The sequence below is a fragment of the Streptomyces sp. NPDC006365 genome, assembly GCF_042870755.1.
Classification (GTDB): Bacteria; Actinomycetota; Actinomycetes; order Streptomycetales; family Streptomycetaceae; genus Streptomyces; species Streptomyces xiangluensis.
Genome location: NZ_JBIAHS010000028.1, coordinates 1 through 15,706, shown reverse-complemented (window position 1 = coordinate 15,706; position 15,706 = coordinate 1). Strand labels below are relative to the sequence as shown.

Genomic DNA, 15,706 nt, shown 5'->3' with positions numbered 1-15,706 from the left:
GAGGGGCGGTTCGTCCACGGCTTGGGCCATTCGGCCCCTGTGCCAGCCCTGTCCCGCGGCCCCGTCCGGGACGACGCGTAGTGCCACCTGATGCCGAATTGCAAAATTTCGCAATTGGTTAGATGCTGTGTTGGCTGTGTTCGCAGGTAGCCGCCCACACGGCCTTCGATTGCCCCGGGTGGGGCTCTGTCGGGAAAGTCGAGAAGCCGTGTCCGTTCCGCTGTACCAGGCCAAGGCCGAGTTCTTCCGGATGCTGGGGCACCCCGTACGGATAAGGGTGCTGGAGCTCCTGCAGGACGGACCGATGCCGGTACGGGAGCTGCGGGCCCGGATCGAGGTGGAACCCTCCAGCCTGTCGCAGCAGCTGGCGGTGTTGCGTCGGTCGGGCATCGTCAGCTCCAGGCGCGAGGGCTCGACAGTGGTGTACGCGCTCGCCAGCGGGGACGTCGCCGACCTGATGAAGGCCGCACGCCGGATCCTGACCGAGATGCTGGCCGGGCGGAACGAGCTGCTGGCCGAGCTGCGGGATGCCGAGGTGACTCCGCGATGAGGAACTCGTTCGCCCGGGTCGGGGCCCGGCTCACCGCGCTGCTGCCCGGGCGTGCCGATCTGACGGAGATGCGCCGGGACCCGCGCCGGGACCTGCTGGCCGGGCTCACGGTGGCGATCGTCGCACTACCGCTCGCGCTGGGGTTCGGTGTCTCCTCCGGGCTCGGCGCCGAGGCCGGGCTGGCGACCGCGGTCATCGCCGGTGCGCTGGCCGCGGTGTTCGGCGGTTCGAATCTGCAGGTGTCGGGGCCGACCGGCGCGATGACGGTGGTGCTGGTGCCGATCGTCGCGGAACACGGGCCGTCCGGGGTTCTGGCCGTGGGGCTGATGGCAGGCGTGATACTCGTCGCGCTCGCCCTGCTCAGAGCCGGGAAGTACATGCAGTACGTGCCTGCCCCGGTCGTCGAGGGCTTCACGCTCGGCATCGCCTGCGTGATCGGTCTGCAGCAGATCCCGAATGTCCTGGGGGTGCCCAAGCCGGAAGGCGACCGCGTCCTCGTGGTGACCTGGCGCGCCCTCGAGGAGTTCGCGAAGCACCCGAACTGGACCGCCGTCTCTTTCGCCCTGGCGGTCGCCGCCGTGATGCTGATGGGCGTCCGCCTGCGGCCCACGATCCCCTTCTCCATCCTCGCGGTGATCGCGGCCACCGTCGTTGCGCAGGTGGCCGGCCTGGACGCCGCGCAGCCGATCGGCGAGCTGCCGTCAGGACTGCCCTCGCCGTCTCTCTCCTTCCTGGACCCGGGCGCACTCGGCTCCCTGTTCGCCCCGGCGGTCGCGGTGGCGGCGCTGGCAGCCCTGGAGTCACTGTTGTCGGCCTCGGTCGCCGACGGCATGACGGTCGGCCAGAAGCACGACCCGGAGCGCGAGTTGTTCGGGCAGGGTCTGGCCAACATCGCGGCCCCGCTGTTCGGCGGCGTGCCCGCGACCGGCGCGATCGCGCGGACGGCGGTCAACGTCCGTACGGGCGCCGGCTCCCGGCTGTCGTCTCTCACCCACGCGGCGGTCCTCGCCGTGATCGTCTTCGCCGCCGCGCCCCTGGTCTCCAGGATCCCGCTCGCCGCGCTGGCGGGCGTCCTGCTGGCCACGGCGATCCGCATGGTCGAGGTCGGCTCGCTCCGGGCGATGGCGAAGGCCACCCGTTCCGACGCGCTGATCCTGGTGCTGACCGCCGTCGCGACCCTCGCGCTCGACCTCGTGTACGCGGTGATCATCGGCCTGGTGGTCGCGGGTGCACTGGCCCTGCGTGCGGTAGCCATGCAGGCCCGCCTGGACCAGGTCCCCCTCGACCGGGGCGACCACAGCGCCGAGGAGCATGCGCTGCTGGCCGAGCACATCGTGGCCTACCGCATCGACGGGCCCTTGTTCTTCGCCGCCGCCCATCGCTTCCTTCTCGAACTGGCCGAGGTCGCCGACGTACGCGTCGTCATCCTGCGGATGTCCCGGGTGTCCACCATCGACGCCACCGGCGCCCTCGTCCTCAAGGACGCGGTGGAGAAGCTCCACCGGCGCGGCATCGTCGTCATGACCTCTGGGATCCGCGCCGGTCAGCGCCAGGTCCTGGACTCGGTCGGCGCGCTGGAACTGCTGCGCCTGGAGGGGCGTGAGTACGCCACCACCCCCGAGGCGATCCAGAGCGCCCGTACTCACCTGGAGTGCGCCGGCGTCATGCCGGCCCTCCCCGCCCAGACGTCCCGGCCCCTCAACGAGGAAACGGAGGAACCCGTCGGATGAGTGCTCCGCCGAGTACTCCGCCAAGAGCATCTGGATCGCCCTCCCTTCTGACCGAACAGGCTGATCGCGCAAGGAAGTTGACGCCCATGACCATCGAATGGCGCTACACCGTCGAGCAGAACCTCGGCATCCTGTCCGTCTCCGGATACCTGGGTCTGGACGCCGTTCGCCGCTTCGCGGGTGCCGTCGGCTGGGTGGTGGGACGCGGGACCGGCCCGGTCGTCGTCGACCTGACCGGACTGCGCAGCTGGTCGGCCGAGGGCCGGTTGGCGATCACCGAGGCCGCGCGCCGTCTCGCCGAAGCGGGCCGCAGCCTGGAGCTGGCCGCGATCCCCGCCGACGGATCCCTGGCCCCCGTCGGTGACTGCCCGCCCATCCCCGTGCACGCCGACCTGTCCGACGCGCTCGCGGCACACAGGGCACGAGCGGCCGCCTCGGCGGACAGCGGTCCCCGCCCCGGGCACGCAGCTCACAGATGAGACCACCGGCCCCCAACAGATCCTCCAGCGCGGGCGGCAGACTGTCGTCCGGTCCCCAGATTCGGCGCAGCCGCTGCCGCGCGCGAGGATGGGCCGCATGTGTGTGACGAGCGAAGCGAGATGGGGGTCCCCCCGCCCGAAGAGTGGGGGAGGGTGGATGCGATGCGCCGAGGACCGGCCCATACGGCCGTACTGCTCCGCCGGGGAGAGGGCGGCACGATGACGACCCCGCTGTACCAACTGAAGGCCGAGTTCTTCAAGACGCTGGGCCATCCCGCACGCATCCGGGTGTTGGAGCTGCTGAGCGAGCGCGAGCACGCCGTGGCGGAGATGCTGCCCGAGGTGGGCATCGAGCCGGCCCACCTGTCGCAGCAGCTCGCGGTGCTGCGGCGGGCGAACCTGGTGGTGACCCGCAAGGAGGGCTCGACCGTGTACTACTCGCTGACCAGCCCGCACATCGCCGAGTTGCTCCGGGTCGCCCGCACCATCCTGTCCGGCGTGCTCGCCGGCCAGGCCGAACTGCTCGCCGACCTTCAGGCCGCCCAGACGCAGCCGAAACCGCCGTCGTAACGCCGGCCCTCAATCGGCGGCCAACTCCCGAGAGCCGAGGGCGATGTCCACGATCATGTCCTCCTGCCCGCCGACCAGGCCGCCCCGGCGGCCGACCTCCAGCAGGAGCGCGCGGGCGTCGACCCCGTAGCGTTCGGCGGCGAGCTCCGCGTGGCGCCTCCAGCAATGCGGTCGATCTCGGTTTGAAGCCTTGGACGGCCGTTGCGCGCGGGCGGGCGCAGTCATTGCCGGTGAGGCACGGTGATGCCTCTTGCGCTACGGCAGGGGCTTGTCGAGTACAACGCCGCTGGCCGCCCCATGAGTCACGGGTCGATTTCAATCCTGGTCGAGGGTCCGGCGGTCGGCGCGACGGTCTTGACGGCGAGACTCAGGGCGTGTTCTCTGTTGCGCCAACAGAGAAACATCTCTCATTGCGCAACACCGTGCCACCGAGTGCCTGCGGTGCCGCCGCCCCGTCCCCCGTCATCCATGTCCTGAGCACTGCGTCGCCGCAGCACCAGGCAGTCCGACCCGACCATGCCCGAGCCCAACGACAGAAGGAAAGAGAGCATGGCTGCACCCCAGATGGCGAAATCACCAAGTGACACCTCGGATCAAGAAAAACCGGGGGGCCGCTCCCCCTTCTTGGCGACGATCGCACCCGGTGTCTTCTGGCCGTCCACGATCATCATCGTTGCCTTCGTGCTCTACGCCACGATCTTCAAGGACTCCGCACAGGACGTCATCAGTACGGTGCAGGAGGAGATCATCAGTGGTCTCGGTTGGTACTACACCGCCCTCGTCTCACTCTTTGTGATCTTTGCCCTGTGGGTCGGTATCGGCCGCTTCGGAGACATCAAGCTCGGGAAGGACGACGAGCGACCCGAGTTCGGCATGGGCTCATGGCTGTCGATGCTGTTCGCCGCGGGTATGGGTATCGGGCTGGTCTTCTGGGGTGTCGCCGAGCCGCTGAACCACTTCGTCTCCCCGAGGCCGGGCGTCGGTGAGGGCGCGGCCCAGCGGAGCGAGTTCGCCATGGTCCAGACGTTCCTGCACTGGGGTATCCACCCCTGGGCCATCTACGTCGTGGTCGGTCTCGCCGTCGCCTACGCCGTGCACCGCAAGGGCCGCCCCATCTCGATCCGCTGGGCTCTGGAGCCGCTCTTCGGCGAAAGGATCAAGGGCGCATGGGGCGACGCCATCGACACCGTCGCCGTCGTCGGGACCGTCTTCGGCGTGGCCACCTCGCTCGGCTTCGGCGTCCTGCAGATCTCGGCGGGGCTCGGCCTCCAGGGTTGGGTGACCGACCCCGGCACGCCCCTGCGGGTCGTCCTCATCATCGGCATCACCCTGCTCGCCACCATCTCCGTGGTCACGGGCGTCGGCAAGGGCATCAAGTGGCTGTCGAACATCAATATGGGCCTGGCCGGCGCGTTGATGGTGTTCGTGCTCGTCGCGGGCCCGACCCTGTTCATCCTCAACGGCTTCGTCGAGGACATCGGCGCGTATCTGCAGAACCTCCTCGCGCTGAGCTTCGACACCGGCGCCAGCCAGGGCGCCGAGGGCACCGCATGGGTCAGCGGCTGGACGGTCTTCTACTGGGGCTGGTGGATTTCCTGGGCTCCGTTCGTCGGCGTCTTCATCGCCCGCATCTCCCGCGGACGGACCGTCCGTGAGTTCGTGACGGGTGTGCTGCTGGTACCGACTCTGCTGACCTTCGTCTGGTTCGCCATCTTCGGCGGCTCGGCAATCCACCGCGAGACGGTCGGTGACGGTGGACTGGTGGGCGAGGACGGCACGGTGGGTACGGACAGCGCGCTCTTCCAGTTGCTCGACACCCTGCCTGGCGGCGCGTTCGTCGCCGGGATGGCGCTCCTGCTGATCGTGCTGTTCTTCGTCACCTCCTCCGACTCCGGCAGCTATGTGGTCGACGTGCTGGCCTCCGGCGGCGACCCCGAGCCGCCGACCTGGAGCCGCGTGTTCTGGTGCGCCGCCGAGGGGGCCGTGGCCATCGCGCTGCTCATCGCCAGCGGCACGGGAACTTCGTCGCTGTCCACGCTGCAGACGGCGGCGATCGTCACGGCACTGCCCTTCAGCCTGGTGATGATCGGGATGTGCCTCGCCACGGCCAAGTCCTTCCGCCGAGAACACCACGCCTATCTCGCCGCCCAACGGAAGAAACAGGAGGAGCGGCTCGTCGACCAGGCCGTCACGGCGATCGAGGAGGGCCTGGAGAACGGGACTTCGTCGAACGGGGCCAAGGACAGCGCGGTAGAGGCGCGCACCACGTAGTCGGGCACCCATGCGCCGCGCGCCCCGGCATCGACCGGGCAGTTCACCGAACCGGGCCGGGACGCGCGGCGGGCACGATGACCATGTGGCTCCTCCCCACGAGAAGGCATTTCGGGTATGGGTCAACACCGGGCAGACGTCCTGCCCCGCCTGCCTCCGCTGTCCCGGTTCGGTGAACTCGTCGCCACTGACCTACGGGATGTCACCAGCGACCCCGCTGCCCTGGACTCGACCGGGTTCTGGGCGGTGGTCGCGGACTTCGAGGGCCGGTTGGTCTGTGCCCGCTTCGGGGACGTACGGCACGAACCCGTCCCCGCTCCCCGGCCCGGCGCCTGGCACGGCCCCGCCGTCGGTGACTGGACCTCCTCGCTCGACCGCGCCGCCTACACCGCGGGAGTACGGCGGATCCGCGAGCGCATCGCGGTGGGCGAGGTCTACCAGGCGAACCTCTGCCGCGTACTGTCCGCTCCGCTGCCCGAGCCCGAGGGACTGCCTGCCGACGTGGACGCGCTGACCGCTCTGCTGGCCCGGGGTAACCCGGCTCCGTACGCGGGCACGGTACGGCTGCCCGCCCACGGCGTTGAGGTGGCCACCGCCTCGCCCGAGCTGTTCCTGCGCCGCGCCGGGCGGATCGTGGAGTCCGGGCCGATCAAGGGCACCGGTCGGACGGCGGCGGACCTGTTGGCGAAGGACCGGGCCGAGAACGTGATGATCGTGGACCTGGTCCGCAACGACCTGGGCCGTGTCTGTGCCACGGGCTCGGTGACCGTGCCCGCGCTGTGCGCGGTCGAACAGCACCCCGGCCTGGTGCACCTGGTCTCCACCGTGCGCGGCGAGCTCGCCGAGGGCGCGGGCTGGCCGGAACTGCTGGCGGCCACCTTCCCGCCCGGCTCCGTGACCGGCGCCCCCAAGTCCAGCGCGCTGCGGATCATCGAGGCGCTGGAAACCACACTCCGCGGCCCGTACTGCGGCGGCGTCGGCTGGGTCGACGCCGACCGCGGCACCGGCGAACTGGCCGTCGGCATCCGCACCTTCTGGATCGAGCGGACCGCGACCGGCCCTGTGCTGCGCTTCGGCACCGGCGCGGGCATCACCTGGGGCTCGGCTCCCGAGCGCGAGTGGGACGAGACCGAGCTGAAGGCGTCCCGGCTGCTCGCGGTGGCGTGCGCAACCGACGTCAGCGGTGAGCCGGTCCTCCCGGGGTAGACCGGCATTGAGCCGGCTTCGGACGCGCCCGGGTCGGCTTGCCGGCAGCCTCGGACTCCAGAACGCCGCAGCGGCCACCGAAAGTGTGCACCCGTACGCGGCCCCGATGACGGTATGCGCAGCGAGGTTGTCGGCGTCGGCCGGGGTGGTGACCGCGCAGGCGAGAGCGGCGGGACGGCTGCCGGCACAGAGCCTCGCTTGATCGTAACGCCGACCGGCACACCGTACGGCCGGTCTCTGGGGCTGGATGGACTGCGCATTCGCGACGGCTACCCAGCCCGGTTCCTCAGGTATGGGGCAAGCCCCGTCAGCGGGCGGGGATCGCCCCGAGCTTGTCCTGCACCCAGGTGTGGAAGGCGCCGATATGGTGCTCGCTGGGGACGAGGACGCCGCCTTTGGCGTAGGCGCGGGAGCTCATCCCGGGCTGTGTGCGCTCACAGGCGTCGAAGTCCTGCTGGTTGACGCGGTGGAAGAGCTCCACTGACCGGCTGACGTCCTTGCCGCTCTCGACGACGTGCGGGAGATAGAGCCAGTCGCACTCGACGACCGTGCGGTCCACGGCCATCGGGTACATGCGATGGAAGATGACGTGATCGGGAACCAGGTTGATGAAGACCTGCGGCGTGACCGTGATCGCGTAATAGCGGCGGTCCTGGTCCTCGGAGACGCCCGGAATGCGGTCCAGACCCTCGCTGCCGTCGACAGTGAAACCCTGGATCTCCCCACCGAACTCGGCCCCGTGACCGACGTAGTACTGCGCCGCGAAGCCGTCGGCGAACTCGGGCAGCACCTCGGTCAGCTCCGGGTGGATCGTGGCGCAGTGGTAGCACTCCATGAAGTTCTCGATAATGAGCTTCCAGTTCGCATTCACGTCGTAGGTCATCCGTCGGCCCACCTCGAGGTTGCCGATGTCGTAGCGCTCGATCGCCTCGGCGGTGCCCAGGCGCTCGGTCACCGCGCCCATCACGTCTTCCTCGAAGGACGGCGGAGTGTCCGCCAGGCACACCCACACGTACCCGAGCCACTCCCGGACATGGACGTTGATCAAGCCGTATTCAATCCGGTCGATGTCCGGCATCGACGTCAGGTTGGGCGCGGCCACCAGCTTTCCGTCGAGGCCGTAGGTCCAGGCGTGGTACGGGCACTGGAATGCGCGCTTGACCTCGCCGGACTCCGCGGTGCACAGCTTGGCCCCGCGGTGCCGGCAGATGTTCAGGAACGCCCTGATCGAACCGTCTCTCGAACGAGAGATCAGCACGCTCTCCCGTCCGACCTGGCAGGTGCGGAACTGGCCTGGCTTGGCCAGCTCCGAGGCGCGGGCCGCGCAGAACCACATGGACTCGACAATGCGCTCCTGCTCCAGGGCGAAGACCTCGGGGTCCGTGTAGTGGTCGCCGGGCAGCGTGGCGACCAGGCTGGACGGCAGGTTGGTCGACGGCAGGTTGGTCGACGGCAGGTTGGTGATGGTCATCGTGTCACCTTCGGGAATGTCAGACGCGTACGCGGCGGGGGTCGAAGAGGGCGATGGGGTGGTCGGTGCTGCCTTCGGTGGCCAGGTCGGCGAGGATCTCGCCGATCACCGGCACGAACTTGAACCCGTGTCCGGAGAATCCGCAGGCGACGGTGGTGCGCGGATGCTCGGGATGCCGGGACAGGACGAAGTGTTCGTCCGGAGTACTGGCGTACATGCAGGCCGCGCCCTTGAGGAAACGGCCGGGAAGGGCCGGGATGCGCGGACGCAGGTACTCGGCCATGGCCTCGATCTCCTCCGGGTGGATCCGGCGGTCGAGGGTGTCGGGGTCGCTGGGGAGGCCCTTGCGGAAGAAGGCGACCTTGGCTCCGCCCTCCGGGCCGTCGAGGGAGGGGAAGCCGTAGATCTGGGTGCCGTCCGGGTCCTCCCAGATGTAGACGGGGTACCGGTCGGCGGTGAACGGACCGGTGCCGCCCTCGGGCTGGAACCAGTACATGACCTGGCGTTCCACCGTCACGCTGACGCCGAGGTCGGACAGCAGGCTCGGCGCCCAGGCACCCGGGGCGAAGATGAGCCGGTCGGCGGTGTGGACGCCTCGGTCGGTGACCACCCAGGCCTTGCTGCCGGGGCCGTCGTCCTCCCATCCGAGCACGCGTTCCTCGAAGTGCAGCTCGGCGCCGTGGGCACGGGCCAGGTCCAGGTGAGCTCTGACGGTGGCCTCCGGCCGGGCCACGCCGGCCCTGTGCTCGTAGACGGCGATGTCCTCGGCGGCCGGGGTGAAGGTGGGGAAACGGCGCCGGATGTCGGCGGCATCCAGGATCTCGTGGTCCAGGCCCCACTGCCGGGCGCTGTTCAGGGTTCCGGCGACGGCCAGGCTCTCCTCGCGCCCGATCATCAGGCCGCCGGTCTCGGTGAAGACTTCGCGGCCGGAGTCGGTGGCCAGCTTCTGCCACAGTTCGTGCGCGCGGAGCAGCAGCGGCACATAGGCGGGGTCCTCGAAATAGGCCTGCCGGTAGATGCGTGAACCGCCGTGGCTGGAGCCGAGGTTGTGGGCCGGGCCGAAGCGTTCCAGGCCCAGTACGCGGTGGCCTCGGGTGGCGAGGTGGTAGGCGGCTGCGCTGCCCATCCCGCCCAGGCCCACGACGATCACATCGTATGAAGAGGGCATATGTCCGTCTCCTGAGGTCATGTTGAGAATGCGCAAGTTCGCGGTCTCGCCGGTTTCCCGGGCTTCCGCGGCCGGATCAGCGCCGGATGCGCTACGCCGACCGGCGGGCCATCGGCGTGCACGGACTCCCGGGAGGTTCGATCCACGCGGTCACAGGACCACCACCGAGCGCAGGACCTCACTGCGGTGCATCTTGTCGAACGCCGCCTCCCCGTCGCCCAAGGCGATCCTCTCGCTGACGAAGCCCGCCAGGTCGAAGCGGCCTTGCAGGCAGAGGTCGATGAGGGCGGGGAAGTCCCGGGAAGGCAGGCAGTCGCCGTACCGGGAGGACTTCAGCGACCCGCCCCGGCCGAAGACGTCCAGCAGGAGCAGGTCGACGGTCATGTCCGGGGTGGGGAAGGACACCGACCAGGACGACGGTGCCGGCCAGGTCGCGGACATGGAAGGCCTGCTTGTACGTCTCCGGGCGACCCACCGCGTCCACGACGACGTCGGCACCGAAGCCACCGGTGAGGGCGCGGACGGCCTCGCCGGCGTCGCCCACCGCGACGACGCCGGCGGCCTCGTGACCGAGCAGGAAGGGGAACTCGTCGTTGATGCCGCCGTCCCGGTAGTGCAGGTCGGTATGGCAGACACCGCAGGCCTGTACCTGCACCAGCGCCTCACCGGGGCCGGGGTCCGGCACCAGGATGGTCTCCACCGAGACGGGGACGCCCTGTTTCCGGGCGACGACGGCGCGTACTTCGTGTGTCACTGTCGAGCTCCTCGCGGGTTCCCGTACGACCGACAGGTGCGGTGCCGGGCCGCCTCACACCAGCAGACGTTGCACATGACGCACTCCTGTGCGCTATGAGAAACACTCCTTCCTCCGGAGGAGCGGTGTCAAGGGGTGGGTCACACCCCAGCAGCACGTTCCAGCCGGACCACGACAGACTTGGACGTCGGGGTGTTGCTGATGGCCGCCGTGGAGTCCAGGGGCACCAGGACGTTGGTCTCCGGGAAGTACGCCGCACAGCAGCCGCGGGGCGTCGGGAAGGCGACGGTGCGGAAGGCCGGTGCCCGGCGCTCCACCCCGTCCTCGTACTCACTGACGATGTCCACGAGGTCGCCGTCGGCCAGCCCCCGGGCGGCGAGGTCGTCCTCGTGCACGAACAGCACGCGACGTCCCTGGTGGATGCCGCGATAGCGGTCGTCCAGTCCGTAGATGGTGGTGTTGTACTGGTCGTGCGAACGCAGCGTCTGCAGCAGCAGCCGGCCATCCGGTACGCGCAGGATGTCCAGCGGGTTCACGGTGAAGTTGGCCCGGCCGGTGGCGGTGGTGAAGCGGCGCTCGTCGCGGGGCGGGTGGGGCAGGGTGAAGCCGCCGGGTCGGCGCACTCGTTCGTTGAAGTCCTCAAAGCCGGGGATCACCCGTGCGATGCGGTCGCGGATGCGGTCGTAGTCGGCCTCGAACTCCCGCCAGGACACCTGCGGTTCGCGGGCCCCGAGGGCGGCCCGGGCCATCCCGCAGATGATCGCCACCTCGCTGCGGAGGTGATCGGAGGCCGGGGTGAGCCGTCCCCGCGAGAGGTGCACCATGCCCATGGAGTCCTCCACCGTCACCAGTTGGGGCCCCGCGGGCCGCAGATCGGCCTCGGTGCGGCCCAGGCAGGGCAGGATGAGCGCCTGTTCCCCGGTGACCGCGTGGGACCGGTTGAGCTTGGTGGAGATCTGCACGGTGATCCGGCAGCCGCGCAGCGCCTGCTCGGTCACCTCGGTGTCGGGGGCGGCGGCGACGAAGTTGCCGCCCAGCCCCACGAAGACCTTCACCCTGCCGTCACGCATGGCGCGGATCGTCTCGACCGCGTCGTGCCCGTGGCGGCTTGGCGGTTCGAAACCGAATTCGGTGCCGAGGGCGTCGAGGAAGTCCTCGCCGGGCTTCTCGTAGATGCCCATGGTCCGGTCGCCCTGCACATTGGAGTGGCCGCGCACCGGGCACAGCCCGGCGCCGGGACGGCCGATGTTGCCGCGCAGGAGGAGGAAGTTGACGACATCGCGGATGGTCGGGACGGAGTGGCGGTGCTGCGTGAGGCCCATCGCCCAGCAGACGACGACCTTCTCGGCGGCGAGCACCTCCCGGAACGCGACCCCGATCTCGTCCTCGGACAGCCCGGTGGCCTCCAGGACGTCCTCCCAGGAGGTCTTGCGGGCGTGCTCGGCGAAAGCCTCGAAGCCGTGGGTGTGCGAGGTGATGAAGGAGGTGTCGAGGACGGTGCCGGGTGTGTCGTCCTCCGCTTCCAGCAGCAGCCGGTTGAAGGCCTGGAACAGGGCCTGATCGCCGCCCAGCCTGACCTGCAGGAAGAGGTCGGCCAGCTGGGTGCCGCCGCCGACGATGCCGGACGGCCGCTGGGGGTTCTTGAACCGGAGCAGGCCGGCCTCGGGCAGCGGGTTGACCGCGATGACGCGGGCGCCGCGCTGCTTGGCCCGCTCCAGGGCGGAGAGCATCCGCGGGTGGTTGGTGCCGGGGTTCTGGCCGACCACGAGGATCAGGTCCGCCGCGTGGAGGTCCTCCAGGCTGACGCTGCCCTTGCCGATGCCGATCGTCTCGACCAGGGCCGAACCGCTGGACTCGTGGCACATGTTGGAGCAGTCCGGCAGGTTGTTGGTGCCCAGCATCCGGACGAACAGCTGATAGAGGAAGGCTGCCTCGTTACTCGCCCGGCCGGAGGTATAGAAGGCGGCCTGGTCGGCGTGGTCGAGGGCGGCGAGCTCCCGGGCGACCACGGCGAACGCGTCCTCCCAGGAGATCGGGCGGTAGTGGTCACTGCCCGCCGGACGGTACATGGGGTGGGTGAGGCGTCCCTGCTGTCCGAGCCAGTAGTCGCTGCGGCCGGCGAGTTCCTCCAGGCTGTGCTCGGCGAAGAACTCCGGGGTCACCCGGCGCAGAGTGGCCTCCTCCGCCACGGCTTTGGCCCCGTTCTCGCAGAACTCCGCACGGTGCCGGTGTTCCGGTTCGGGCCAGGCGCAGCCCGGACAGTCGAAGCCGTCCTTCTGGTTGACCTGGAGGAGGGTGAGCAGGCCACGGCGGGCGCCCATCTGGGTGCCGGCGTGGCGCAGCGAGGAGGTGACCGCCGGAATCCCGGCGGCGTAGTCCTTCGGTGGACCCACCCGCAGTCGGGCGTCGCCAGGGTCCTCAGCAGGGGCCTTGCGGGTCATGTATGGCGCTCCGCGGTGTGTGGGAATCGGTGAAAGCCGTCCCGCCGCTGGGATTCACGGACCACGCCGCATCTGGCGTCGCTGCCCGGGCGGCGGTGGCGCGGCCACGCGGCGGCTTTGTTGCTTATTACGCTGATCATTTCTCAATGCACAACATGACCTAGGAAGCCCGCCCGGCGGACTTCTGTCAAGACACACCCTTGACCGGACACCCTCACCCTTGGACCATGTTGCGTATTGCTCGCCTTGTTGCTCATTACGCACCACTGGAGTGATGTCATGTCACCTCGCCCCGACCCCGGCCGCGAGTTCGTCCTCACCCTCTCCTGCCCCGACCAGGCCGGCCTGGTCCACGCCGTCAGCGGCTTCCTTGTCGACCACTCCGGGAACATCCTGGAAAGCCAGCAGTTCGACGACCGACTGCAGGGCCGCTTCTTCATGCGCGTCCACTTCGACGTCTCCGACCCCGAGACCTCACTGGAGCGCCTGCGCACCGATTTCGCCCCGGTGGCCGAGGCGTACCGGATCGAATGGCGGCTGTGGGACGCGGCCGCGCCCACGCGCACCGTGATCATGGTCTCCAAGTACGGCCACTGCCTGAACGACCTGCTGTTCCGTAAGAGCACCGGCGCCCTCAACATCGAGGTGGCGGCGATCGTCTCCAACCACCGGGACTTCGAGCCGCTCGCCCACAGCCACGGCATCCCCTTCCACCACATCCCCGTCACACCGCAGACCAAGGCTGAGGCGGAGGCGGAACTGCTGGATCTGGTACAGCGGTTCGAGATCGACCTCGTCGTCCTCGCCCGCTATATGCAGATCCTCTCGGACGACCTGTGCAAACGCCTCGAGGGCCGGGCCATCAACATCCACCACTCCTTCCTCCCCAGCTTCAAGGGAGCCCGCCCCTACCTCCAGGCCCACCAACGAGGAGTCAAGCTGGTCGGGGCCACCGCCCACTACGTCACCCCCGACCTGGACGAAGGGCCCATCATCGAGCAGGACGTCGTCCGCGTGGACCACTCGCACGACCCCGACGAGCTGGTCACCATGGGCCGGGACGTCGAGGCCCGGGTACTTGCGCGGGCCGTGCAGTGGCACAGCGAGAGCCGCATCCTGCTCAACGGCCACCACACCGTGGTCTTCCGCTGAGGAGCCGGGGTGCATCGCCCGGCACAATCCGCACCTCTTCAGCCGGCTCCGCCGCACGATCCCCCGCTGTCGAAGCCGCCGCCGACAACTCCCCCGCCGAGGCGTACGGCGCACCCTGCGCCCCAACACTAGGAAGCCGCAGATGACCGTTCTGAACCAGCCCCTGCACGAGCTCGACCCCGAGGTCGCCGCCGCGGTCGACGCCGAGCTGAACCGTCAGCAGTCCACCCTGGAGATGATCGCCTCGGAGAACTTCGCTCCGGTCGCTGTCATGGAGGCCCAGGGCTCGGTCCTCACCAACAAGTACGCCGAGGGCTACCCGGGCCGCCGCTACTACGGCGGCTGCGAGCACGTCGACATCACCGAGCAGATCGCGATCGACCGGCTCAAGGAGCTGTTCAACGCCGAGTACGCCAACGTCCAGCCGCACTCCGGCGCCTCCGCCAACCAGGCCGCGCTCTTCGCGCTGGCCCAGCCCGGCGACACCGTCCTCGGCCTGGACCTGGCCCACGGCGGCCACCTCACCCACGGTATGCGGCTGAACTTCTCCGGCAAGCAGTTCAACGTGGTCGCCTACCACGTGGACGCCGCCACCGGCCTGGTCGACATGGCCGAGCTGGAGCGGCTGGCCAAGGAACACCGCCCGAAGGTGATCATCGCGGGCTGGTCGGCGTACCCACGGCAGCTGGACTTCGCCGAGTTCCGCCGGATCGCCGACGAGGTCGAGGCGTACCTGTGGGTCGACATGGCGCACTTCGCGGGCCTGGTCGCCGCGGGCCTGCACCCGAACCCGGTCCAGTACGCGGACGTGGTCACCTCCACCACCCACAAGACGCTGGGCGGCCCGCGCGGCGGCTTCATCCTGGCCAGGAAGAACTTCGCCAAGAAGCTGAACTCCTCGGTCTTCCCCGGCTTCCAGGGCGGCCCACTGGAGCACGTGATCGCGGCCAAGGCGGTCTCCTTCAAGGTCGCCGCCTCCGAGGACTTCAAGGAGCGTCAGCGCCGTACGGTCGAGGGCGCGAGGATCCTCGCGGAGCGGCTCACCGCACCGGACGCCCGCGAGGCCGGCGTCAACGTGCTGTCGGGCGGCACGGACGTGCACCTGATCCTGGTCGACCTGCGCGAGAGCGAGCTGGACGGGCAGCAGGCCGAGGACCGCCTCCACGAGGTCGGCATTACGGTCAACCGCAACGCCGTCCCGAACGACCCGCGCCCGCCGATGGTCACCTCGGGCCTGCGCATCGGCACGCCTGCCCTGGCCACCCGCGGCTTCCGGGCCGAGGACTTCGCCGAGGTCGCGGACGTCATCGCGCAGGCGCTCAAGGCGGCTTCTCCCTTCGGGGAGGCCGACGCGGAGGCGCTGAAGGCCAGGGTGTCCGCGCTGGCCGACAAGCACCCGCTGTACCCCGGTCTGAACAAGTAAGTCGCCTGGTGGAGCACCCGGACCCGCTGCCGGTTCGGGTGTACCTCCCCCCCGTATAGAGGAGTCACCGTGGCCATCTCGGTCTTCGACCTGTTCTCGATCGGCATCGGCCCGTCCAGCTCCCACACGGTCGGCCCGATGCGCGCGGCACGCATGTTCGCCGCCCGGCTGAAGGAGGACGGTGTACTCGCCGAGACCACCACGGTCCACGCCGAGTTGTACGGCTCCCTGGGAGCGACCGGCCACGGCCACGGCACCCCGAAGGCTGTCCTGCTCGGCCTGGAGGGCAACGAGCCGCACACCGTCGACGTCCTCCAGGCCGAGCACGAGGTCGAGCGGATCAAGTCGACCGGAAGGCTGCGGCTGTTGGGCGTCGAGATCGGCGATGCTCAGGAGATCCCTTTCTCCTTCGACGACGACCTGATCCTGCACCGCCGCAAGACGCTGCCGTACCACGCGAACGGCATGACGCTCTGGGCGTACGACGCGTC

The 15,706-nt window shown here is 69.5% G+C and carries 12 protein-coding genes and 2 pseudogenes; 9 read left to right on the top strand and 5 right to left on the bottom strand.

The features are described from left to right. The first annotated feature begins 208 nt into the window (after window positions 1-208). The 4 genes from ACFYO0_RS42755 (at window position 209) to ACFYO0_RS42740 (ending at window position 3,329) form a co-directional block, all read left to right on the top strand. Window positions 209-550, top strand: a complete 342-nt coding sequence (locus ACFYO0_RS42755) for an ArsR/SmtB family transcription factor (RefSeq protein WP_386349750.1) — start codon at window positions 209-211, stop codon at window positions 548-550. Then, on the top strand, window positions 547-2,280 hold the full coding sequence (locus tag ACFYO0_RS42750) for a SulP family inorganic anion transporter (protein WP_388687123.1): 1,734 nt from the start codon (window positions 547-549) through the stop codon (window positions 2,278-2,280). The genes ACFYO0_RS42755 and ACFYO0_RS42750 overlap by 4 nt, the downstream gene beginning before the upstream one ends. Before the next feature lie 86 nt (window positions 2,281-2,366). After that, a complete protein-coding gene (locus tag ACFYO0_RS42745; protein ID WP_388687121.1) occupies window positions 2,367-2,759 on the top strand; it encodes an STAS domain-containing protein in 393 nt (130 codons plus the stop codon). A gap of 219 nt (window positions 2,760-2,978) precedes the next feature. Beyond that, window positions 2,979-3,329: a metalloregulator ArsR/SmtB family transcription factor gene (locus ACFYO0_RS42740; RefSeq protein WP_344395115.1), complete on the top strand. Its 351-nt coding sequence runs from the start codon at window positions 2,979-2,981 to the stop codon at window positions 3,327-3,329. Between the two features lie 9 nt (window positions 3,330-3,338). On the opposite strand, the pseudogene ACFYO0_RS42735 reads toward ACFYO0_RS42740, so the two are convergent. Beyond that, window positions 3,339-3,485: pseudogene (locus tag ACFYO0_RS42735) on the bottom strand (hypothetical protein); the annotation flags it as partial. Between the two features lie 393 nt (window positions 3,486-3,878). Between ACFYO0_RS42735 and ACFYO0_RS42730 the strand changes: the two are divergent. Then, window positions 3,879-5,600, top strand: coding sequence for a BCCT family transporter (locus ACFYO0_RS42730; RefSeq protein WP_388687119.1), 1,722 nt, complete (start codon window positions 3,879-3,881; stop codon window positions 5,598-5,600). Between the two features lie 141 nt (window positions 5,601-5,741). Continuing rightward, window positions 5,742-6,806, top strand: coding sequence for a chorismate-binding protein (locus ACFYO0_RS42725; protein ID WP_388687235.1), 1,065 nt, complete (start codon window positions 5,742-5,744; stop codon window positions 6,804-6,806). A gap of 307 nt (window positions 6,807-7,113) precedes the next feature. Here ACFYO0_RS42725 and ACFYO0_RS42720 read toward each other — a convergent pair whose 3' ends face one another. From ACFYO0_RS42720 to ACFYO0_RS42705, 4 genes and pseudogenes are all read right to left on the bottom strand, one after another. Beyond that, window positions 7,114-8,247, bottom strand: a complete 1,134-nt coding sequence (locus tag ACFYO0_RS42720; RefSeq protein ID WP_388687234.1) for an aromatic ring-hydroxylating dioxygenase subunit alpha — start codon at window positions 8,245-8,247, stop codon at window positions 7,114-7,116. A 49-nt stretch (window positions 8,248-8,296) separates the two neighbouring features. Next, complete coding sequence (gene solA, locus ACFYO0_RS42715) at window positions 8,297-9,445, bottom strand: N-methyl-L-tryptophan oxidase (protein ID WP_388687118.1); 1,149 nt, start codon at window positions 9,443-9,445, stop codon at window positions 8,297-8,299. 150 nt (window positions 9,446-9,595) lie between these two features. Then, a pseudogene (locus ACFYO0_RS42710) lies at window positions 9,596-10,199 on the bottom strand (zinc-binding dehydrogenase). Window positions 10,200-10,339: 140 nt separating this feature from the next. Beyond that, window positions 10,340-12,640 carry an FdhF/YdeP family oxidoreductase gene (locus ACFYO0_RS42705; RefSeq protein ID WP_388687116.1) on the bottom strand — a complete coding sequence of 767 codons (2,301 nt, stop codon included), beginning with the start codon at window positions 12,638-12,640 and terminating at the stop codon, window positions 10,340-10,342. A gap of 279 nt (window positions 12,641-12,919) precedes the next feature. On the opposite strand from ACFYO0_RS42705, the gene purU reads away from it, so the two are divergent. The 3 genes from purU to ACFYO0_RS42690 form a co-directional block, all read left to right on the top strand. Further along, on the top strand, window positions 12,920-13,792 hold the full coding sequence (gene purU, locus ACFYO0_RS42700; protein WP_388687114.1) for a formyltetrahydrofolate deformylase: 873 nt from the start codon (window positions 12,920-12,922) through the stop codon (window positions 13,790-13,792). A gap of 142 nt (window positions 13,793-13,934) precedes the next feature. Then, a complete protein-coding gene (gene glyA / locus ACFYO0_RS42695) occupies window positions 13,935-15,215 on the top strand; it encodes a serine hydroxymethyltransferase (RefSeq protein ID WP_388687113.1) in 1,281 nt (426 codons plus the stop codon). A 69-nt stretch (window positions 15,216-15,284) separates the two neighbouring features. Further along, window positions 15,285-15,706 (top strand): serine dehydratase beta chain (locus ACFYO0_RS42690; protein ID WP_388687111.1); only part of this gene is annotated, 422 nt, incomplete at its 3' end.

Bases quoted from the DNA above. Each gene is read 5' to 3' on its own strand.
- glyA (WP_388687113.1), top strand. From the start codon at position 13,935: ATGACCGTTCTGAACCAGCCCCTGCACGAGCTCGACCCCGAGGTCGCC.
- purU (WP_388687114.1), top strand. From the start codon at position 12,920: ATGTCACCTCGCCCCGACCCCGGCCGCGAGTTCGTCCTCACCCTCTCC.
- ACFYO0_RS42730 (WP_388687119.1), top strand. From the start codon at position 3,879: ATGGCTGCACCCCAGATGGCGAAATCACCAAGTGACACCTCGGATCAA.
- ACFYO0_RS42745 (WP_388687121.1), top strand. From the start codon at position 2,367: ATGACCATCGAATGGCGCTACACCGTCGAGCAGAACCTCGGCATCCTG.
- ACFYO0_RS42705 (WP_388687116.1), bottom strand. From the start codon at position 12,640: ATGACCCGCAAGGCCCCTGCTGAGGACCCTGGCGACGCCCGACTGCGG.
- ACFYO0_RS42750 (WP_388687123.1), top strand. From the start codon at position 547: ATGAGGAACTCGTTCGCCCGGGTCGGGGCCCGGCTCACCGCGCTGCTG.
- solA (WP_388687118.1), bottom strand. From the start codon at position 9,445: ATGCCCTCTTCATACGATGTGATCGTCGTGGGCCTGGGCGGGATGGGC.
- ACFYO0_RS42740 (WP_344395115.1), top strand. From the start codon at position 2,979: ATGACGACCCCGCTGTACCAACTGAAGGCCGAGTTCTTCAAGACGCTG.